Here is a 7,456-nt window from a genome sequence, read left to right on the forward strand (position 1 = left end):
CGAACGCGCGGATGTCAAAGACGCAGTCTTTGCTGGACTCGATAAATTGCTAGCGGCCAACGCAATCCTGGCCTCCAATACTTCTTCGTTGTCGATCGCTCGAATGGCCGATGCGACCACACGGCCTGATAAAGTCGCGGGACTGCATTTCTTTAATCCCGTCCACAAGATGGAATTGGTCGAAGTGGTGCGAGCCAAACAGACCAGCGACGCGACAATTGCTCGTCTGGTCAGCTTTGTTCGTGCGCTCGGAAAAACGCCCATCGTGACCGCCGATGCCCCCGGATTCTTGGTCAACCGCGTGTTGTTCCCCTACTTGGGTGAAGCGGTGATGATGGTCGCCGAAGGACACGATGTCCATCGCATCGACAAACAAGTGCGAGCATTTGGAATGCCGATGGGGCCGCTGGAATTGTTGGACCAAGTCGGCATCGATGTCGCCTACCACGTGGCAAAATCACTCGACAGTGTGCTCGTCGGCGTCAGTCCCGTGGTCGATCAATTGAAGTTGATGGTCAACGACGAGATGTTGGGCAAGAAGACGGAATGCGGGTTCTATCAATACAAGAAGGGGCGTCGCGATGGAACGGCCGATTTCCCACGCACGAACCCAAAATCAGGGCATCGCACGGTGCAACGCGTCCGCGAGGATCACTTCGTTGTCGATGGATTGACATCGGAACAACGCCGGCTGATCTACCCCATGCTTGCCGAATCGATTCGCTGCAAACAAGCCAACATCGTGGACCAAGCATGGGCAATCGATTTGGCGATGGTATTAGGGACAGGCTTTGCCCCCCACCGCGGTGGACCGCTGCATGTGGTCGACACGATTGGCGAGCACATCGTGCACGCCAACTTGGGCTATCTGCAATCGATCTACGGAGATCGCTACGCCAGCCCGTTGTTGCTCGAAGAGATGGCCGAGCAACATCAGTTGTTCTTTGCCGACACGGAATCCGAGGATAACGATCACGCGGTAACCAATGGGTGATTCCGAATCAGACCGAGCCCAAGGTTTTGGCGTCAACAACATTGTCAATTTTTGAGGAGTAATCCCATGAGCCTCGATATTCATCCTTCGGAACCGACCAAACCAAACTCGTCCGACGCAAAGTCCGACGCAAAGCCGGACGCAAAGCCGGACGCAAAGTCCGACGTGGCACAGCCCAACGCCGATGCGAAACCCGGCAGTGAGAAACCCGGCAGTGAATCGTTCGCCGAGGTGGCACTCCGACTAGGTGGCGCATCGGTTGACGAATCCAAACGCACCGGATTGATCGATACCGCCGATGATCAAGTCGAGGATTTGTTTGCGGCTCAATACAAAACGACCAACAGCCCAGTCCACCGAGCCGTTTGGGACAAACAGGTTCCCACCGAATTGTTCGAGGTTGATGCGATGTCGCAGAACGAATCGGTATCGCTGGTCGTCGAACAATCACTGAAAATCGTTCGCAAACATCGCGATGACGGCACGCTGCTGGATGAGAACGGAAAGATTACAGCCAAAGTGTTGGCCGAATTGGGATCGGTCGGTTATTGGGGACTACTGGTTTCCCCGGAGTTCGGCGGATCGGGAGCCACGATGCGTCAGTTTGCCGAAATGATCACACAGATGGCGACAATCGACCCGACGGTGGCGGGTTTGGCATCGGTTCACGGCTGTATCGGCGCGGTCGATCCCGTGCGGTCCTTTGGAACCGACGAGCAAAAGAAGCGGTTTCTGCCGCAATTGGCCGATGGTTGCCGTTTGTCAGCATTTGCGTTAACCGAACCTGGTGCGGGTAGTGATTTGACCGCACTTCGCACCACCGCGGTGCTCGACGGGGATGACTACGTTGTTAACGGCGAGAAGTTGTTTATCACCAATGCGATCCCCGGTCGCACGATTGGATTGGTGTGCAAAATCGATGGCAAACCGAGCGTCTTGGTTGTCGATTTACCGGATGAAGAGAACGAACATTTCCGGCTAAAACGCTACGGCATTTACGCCCTACGTCGCGCGAACAACAACGGATTGATCTTTCGAGATTTCCGTGTGCCCAAAGATAATTTGCTTGTCCCGTCGCAAGGCGACGGATTAACGATTGCCTATCATGGATTGAATTTGGGCCGCGTTTCGCTGTGTGCCAACGCTGCCGGAGCGATGCGTTGGATGCTTGCCGAAATGTTGCCTTGGGGAGCCTACCGAGAGACGTATGGTCAATCGATTGACCGTCGGGAATTAGTCCGACGCCGAATCGGCCGGCTTGCTGGTTTGATTGTCGCCTGTGACGCGATGACCGCTTGGTGTGCCGACTTGCTTGACCAAGGGTACCGTGGCGAGATGGAATGCATCGTGGCAAAGATTTTCGGCAGCGAGGCTCAAAAAGAAGCTGCGATTGAATTGTTCATGAAAACACATGGCGGCCGATCATTCTTGGAAGGCCATTTGTTTGGCGATAATGTGCATGAGTTCTTGGCACCCTGTATCTACGAAGGCGAAGGCGAAATGTTAGGCATGGCGTTCTTCAAATCGCTAGTCAAACATCATGGCAAACTCTTCTTTGAACCGATCGGCAGAACCCTGAGTGAACTCGGGACCGCGAAACCCAATCCGCTGAATCCACGTCACGCATGGGCGCTTCGCAAACCGCTGTCGAGCTATGCGAAATGGTGGGTGGGTCACCAAATCTCGGCGGCTCACTGGTCACCGATCCCAATGTCAGATGCGAAGCTGGCGGGGCATACGAAGTTCGCACAGCGTTATCTGTCGCAAAGCGGCATGCGAATCAGTACCACGATGCGGACGTTTCAATTGAAGCTGGCCGACCGTCAATGCCGCATGTCCGCGTTGTCGCTGGATATCCAAAACGCGGTCGTGATGTTGGTGACCAGCCTGTATGCCAAAGCGTCCAATGACCCGATCACTCGTGCTGCGGCCGATACCGTGTGCCGCGAATTGCAGTTGAAGATCCGCGGTGGGAAAGCCAGCAATGCCGATTTCCGTCAAGTGACAGATCTCGGCAGCCAGATTGCCCAACAGGGGTGGAGTGAACTCGATGGAGTGACATCGGGAGAAATCATGATGCCGTACAAGTAACCGAGAAAATTTTGAATCCATTAACGTGCTCTCAAATATCCGCAGACGGCTGGATCGTTGGCAAGTTTCATGCCCCCAACGAATTTAGCAGTAACGAATGAGGCAGTGACGAATCACGATTTTGGGAACCAACCACAAATTTGGGAACAGACAATGCACAGCAGAGGATGACGTGGGAGAGTCACGATTAATAAAAGTCCGAAGAGGTGAAGGAGCAGCAACATGAATCTGGTTGACCTATTTGGTTTTCGCGCGTCTTCGAGGTCAGAGTCACCAAGGCTGGAACCACAAAATCGTCAGCGAAACGCGGTCATCGCGTTGGGGGGTGGAGGAGCACGCGGGCTCGCCCATCTTGGTGCGATACAGGTGGTCGGTGAGGCAGGAATTCAAACCGAGCGGTTTGTCGGAGTCAGTATCGGGGCGCTGGTCGGGGCCATGTGTGCTCTCGATTCAGAGACACGCCGCGTGCAGGCTCAGACAATCGAATTTCTGTTCTCGCCGGCCTTTTCTCGAAACCAGCATCTGTTATTCGGGTCCACCGGCTCGCGAATGGAAGATGCTGAATCGGGTGTCATGGCGTGGTACAACCGTGTTCGCTATCTGTATTCGGCCCATCGCCGGATCACGCGAGCGGCGACCCGGGCGTCGTTGATGCCCGAGGCGATTTTATCCGAAGGGATCGAAGCGTTGGTCCCCGACATCGAGTTTTCGGGCCTTCCCACACCGCTCAGCATCGTGGCAGCCGACTTGCGGAGCGGCAACCGGATTGTGATCGAAAAGGGTCCGCTGCGAAAAGCAATCCAAGCTTCGATGGCGATCCCCGGCATCTTTCCTCCGGTCCAATGGGACGGAATGCAGCTATGTGATATCGGGGTCGTCGATGCGTTGCCATCGATGATTGCAAAATCGTATGCCAGCGATTTGACCATCGCCGTCGATGTCGGCCAGTCGCATTCGCATGTCGACGATTGCAGCACGGCGCTCGATGTGATCATGCGGATGCAGGATATTGGCGAATGTATGATGCGTCGTGAGAAAGCGGATTTGGCCGATCTCGTCATTCGCCCCGATTTGCATGGCGTCGATTGGTTCGACTTTAGCCATCCCGAACGCATCATTGACGCGGGGCGCGAGGCGGCGCGACGACGAATCGCAGCGCTCGCGACTTAGTCCAGTTATTCCCAACGCTGGGAAGCGTTTCTTCTTTTGCCGTTGGTGCTGATTTAGCGTCGCGGAAGCGATCAAGAACTTCGACTTCTCGGCGTCAACCGACACGTCGGCGCCACGCGTCTGTTTGCTAGACTACGCATCCTTTACTTGCACTAAGATGACCTTTTCGCCGTGCGCTGGATTTGGCAACCGACACGTCGGCCGCTCCGATTGACGAGACACAGTGAATGACCGCGATCCCTCCGCAACCCAACGACAACAATCCATTTGCACAGCCAACGTCAAATCCGCCGCCTGATCGGCCCCGCAGCGAGGACATCGATCAACTGCGATTGCTTTCGATCTTTCACTATGTTGTTGGCGGGATCCTCGCATTGATATCGCTGTTTCCGATCATCCATGTGGTGATCGGAGTCGCGATCGTCTCGGGAGCGCTGGATGACGCGAACGCAAATGGGTCTCCTTCTCCCGCAATTTTTGGCTGGTTTTTCATCCTATTTCCGGCGTTGATGATCGGCATGGGGATGGCGATGGCGTGCTGCGTGATGGTGGCGGGCCGCAAACTCGGATCGCATCAAGGCTATACCTACTGTCTGGTAATGGCGGGGGTGGAATGCATGTTCATGCCGTTTGGAACCGTATTGGGGGTGTTCACCATCCTCGTTTTGATGCGTCCAAGTGTCAAAGCATTGTTTGGCTACTCGGCCTCATCGGCGAGCCTTGGGGGTAGGCAAAGTTAGAAAAGCGAAAGATTTGCGTTAATTTGCAAGGGGGCATTCGGCAACCGTACAGCCGATGCAGTACGCATGATGGGAACGCAAAGCGGTGGTTTTAGGAGCAAAATTGGCTGCGATTGCGTTCCTTTGAGTTGTGTAAAACAGGAGCTACGCTTACAGTCAAGAGGGCGCCAGAGCACTTTCGGCGCAGACATCTTTCGATATGTGAAGCCCTTTATGAATCAGCTGGAAAGCAGCCCCGCCGAAGTGAAAACCCCCACGTTTGCCGAATTACCGCTTGCGGACAAAGTCCAAGAAGCGATTGTGAAGTCTGGGTACGAAACGCCATCCGAGATCCAAGCCGCCGTCATCCCCCATCTGCTTGAGGGACGCGATGTCATCGGCCAGGCTCAAACGGGAACCGGAAAGACCGCCGCATTCGCGTTGCCGGTCCTCTCGCGAATCGACCCTGCCAAAAAAGCCGTCCAAGTCCTCGTGCTCGCGCCGACCCGCGAGCTGGCGATTCAAGTTGCCAAATCATTCTCGACCTACGGATCGTGCATGGACGGTTTCTCCGTTTGTGCGATCTATGGTGGCCAAGATTACGAACCCCAATTACGAGCCCTTCGCCGCGGCGTGCAAGTCGTCGTCGGAACCCCCGGCCGCGTGATTGACCATATCAAGCGTGGTTCGCTCGAAGTCGGGTCGCTCGATTGTTTGGTGCTCGACGAAGCTGACGAAATGCTCAACATGGGCTTTTTAGAAGACGTCCAATTTGTGTTGGATCAAACTCCCGATACGACCCAGATCGCGCTGTTCTCAGCGACCCTTCCTGATCCGATTCGCCGGATTGCTCAAAAGCACCTGAAGAATCCGGAAACCATCCAAATCAAGCACAAGACGATGACGGGGGCAAACATCCGCCAACGTTGTCTGTACGTTACCCCACGCGACAAGACCGACTTGTTGATGCGATTACTAGAATCGGAAGACACCGATGGCGTGATCGTGTTCACCAAAACCAAAGAAGCGACCACGACGCTGGCCGACAAATTGGTTCGCTGGGGACATACCGCATCGGCGCTCAATGGTGATATGCCCCAGACGCTACGTGAGCGAACGGTGGAAAAGCTGAAGTCGGGCCATTTGGACATCATTGTCGCTACCGACGTCGCCGCGCGTGGTTTGGACGTGCCGCGAATCAGTCACGTGATCAATTTTGACCCACCGCACGACAGCGAGTCGTACGTGCACCGAATCGGCCGCACCGGACGTGCCGGACGAAGCGGCGAAGCGATTATCTTGTTGTCGCACTCCCAACGAGGGCGTTTGCGTTCGATCGAACGCGTCACGCGTCAATCGATCGAGATCGTTGATCCGCCATCGACCGCCGACATCAACCGCAAACGCGTCGATAATTTCAATCAACGCATTACCGAAACCATCGCAACTCGCGATATGACGTTTTTCAAGCAGATGATCGCCGACTTTGCCGAGAAATCGGGCCAGCCCGTCGAAATGATCGCTGCCGCGCTTGCCGATATGGCTCAGAACGGTCGTCCACTGTTGCTCAAAGACGTACCGAATTCCAAAAAACCTCGAGACAACGGGTACGATGATTCGCGACCCTCGAAACGAGAACGGTTCAGTCGATCCGATGACGGACCACCTCGGCGTGGTGGACGTCGCGTCGGCGGTGCGCCTCGCGACGGCATGCAGCGATTCCGTGTCGATGTAGGACGTGCCGATGGCGTCAAGCCAGGTAACTTGGTTGGCGCGATCGCCAACGAAGCAGGAATCAACGGCGAATTCATTGGCCCGATTGATATCCAGCACAACTACACCACCGTGGATCTACCGGCGGGAATGCCTAACGAGATTTTCCAAACGCTTCGCAATACCTGGGTTGCTGGAAAACAGCTCAACATTAGCGTTGCCGACGAACGCAGCACCAATCGTTACGCCGATACCGACAGCGGCCGGCCAGCAGGCAAACGATTCGGGCTGAAAGACAAAAAGTTCAAATCAGGTGGCAAAGTGGGCAAGGCGAACATGGCCGGCAAGAAGCCGGGCAAGAAAAAGCACTTCAAGAAACCGGCCCACGCCAAGTAGTCAAGCAAAACTTAGCAAGACGATCAATCTTTCAAAGGCACGCTCTCGGGCGTGCCTTTTTCGTTGCCCCCTCACAACGACTCGCTAACAAAACTCGCGGCAGGATGGTTGATCATATCGATATGTAAAAACTTGCCGAAGCGTGTTGTAGCTACGCTCGCCAGAGCGTGGTTGGATGCCGCGTAAACGTGAATCACCACCTTCTGGCGAAGGTAGCTACTAGAAGATGTTCCAGTTCGCTGACGCGTCACGGCTCACCAAATCCAAAACTTGCCGAAGCGTGTTGTAGCTACGCTGCTCCGAAAACGGCATCCGGTAATTTGCTGGGTGCGGGCAGACCGATAGCGATGGCTCTTATGGACAAGGCCTTAAA

5 protein-coding genes are annotated in these 7,456 nt (G+C 55.0%); all 5 read left to right on the top strand.

Going from position 1 to position 7,456, the window contains the following annotated elements; all coding sequences use genetic code 11:
- On the top strand, nt 1–994 hold a 994-nt coding region (locus tag ABX962_RS24945), incomplete at its 5' end, for a 3-hydroxyacyl-CoA dehydrogenase NAD-binding domain-containing protein (RefSeq protein WP_372723342.1).
- A gap of 66 nt (nt 995–1,060) precedes the next feature.
- Nucleotides 1,061–3,085 carry an acyl-CoA dehydrogenase family protein gene (locus ABX962_RS24950; protein WP_372723344.1) on the top strand — a complete coding sequence of 675 codons (2,025 nt, stop codon included), beginning with the start codon at nt 1,061–1,063 and terminating at the stop codon, nt 3,083–3,085.
- Nucleotides 3,086–3,307: 222 nt separating this feature from the next.
- Nucleotides 3,308–4,255, top strand: a complete 948-nt coding sequence (locus ABX962_RS24955) for a patatin-like phospholipase family protein (RefSeq protein WP_372723346.1) — start codon at nt 3,308–3,310, stop codon at nt 4,253–4,255.
- A gap of 227 nt (nt 4,256–4,482) precedes the next feature.
- A complete protein-coding gene (locus ABX962_RS24960; protein WP_372723348.1) occupies nt 4,483–4,995 on the top strand; it encodes a hypothetical protein in 513 nt (170 codons plus the stop codon).
- 213 nt (nt 4,996–5,208) lie between these two features.
- Nucleotides 5,209–7,083, top strand: coding sequence for a DEAD/DEAH box helicase (locus ABX962_RS24965; RefSeq protein ID WP_372723350.1), 1,875 nt, complete (start codon nt 5,209–5,211; stop codon nt 7,081–7,083).
- Nucleotides 7,084–7,456 lie beyond the last annotated feature (373 nt).

The organism is Novipirellula sp., assembly GCF_041583735.1.
Lineage (GTDB): Bacteria > Planctomycetota > Planctomycetia > Pirellulales > Pirellulaceae > Novipirellula.

Coding starts and splice junctions, on each gene's coding strand:
- ABX962_RS24950 (WP_372723344.1), top strand. CDS start 1,061: ATGAGCCTCGATATTCATCCTTCGGAACCGACCAAACCAAACTCGTCC.
- ABX962_RS24955 (WP_372723346.1), top strand. CDS start 3,308: ATGAATCTGGTTGACCTATTTGGTTTTCGCGCGTCTTCGAGGTCAGAG.
- ABX962_RS24960 (WP_372723348.1), top strand. CDS start 4,483: ATGACCGCGATCCCTCCGCAACCCAACGACAACAATCCATTTGCACAG.
- ABX962_RS24965 (WP_372723350.1), top strand. CDS start 5,209: ATGAATCAGCTGGAAAGCAGCCCCGCCGAAGTGAAAACCCCCACGTTT.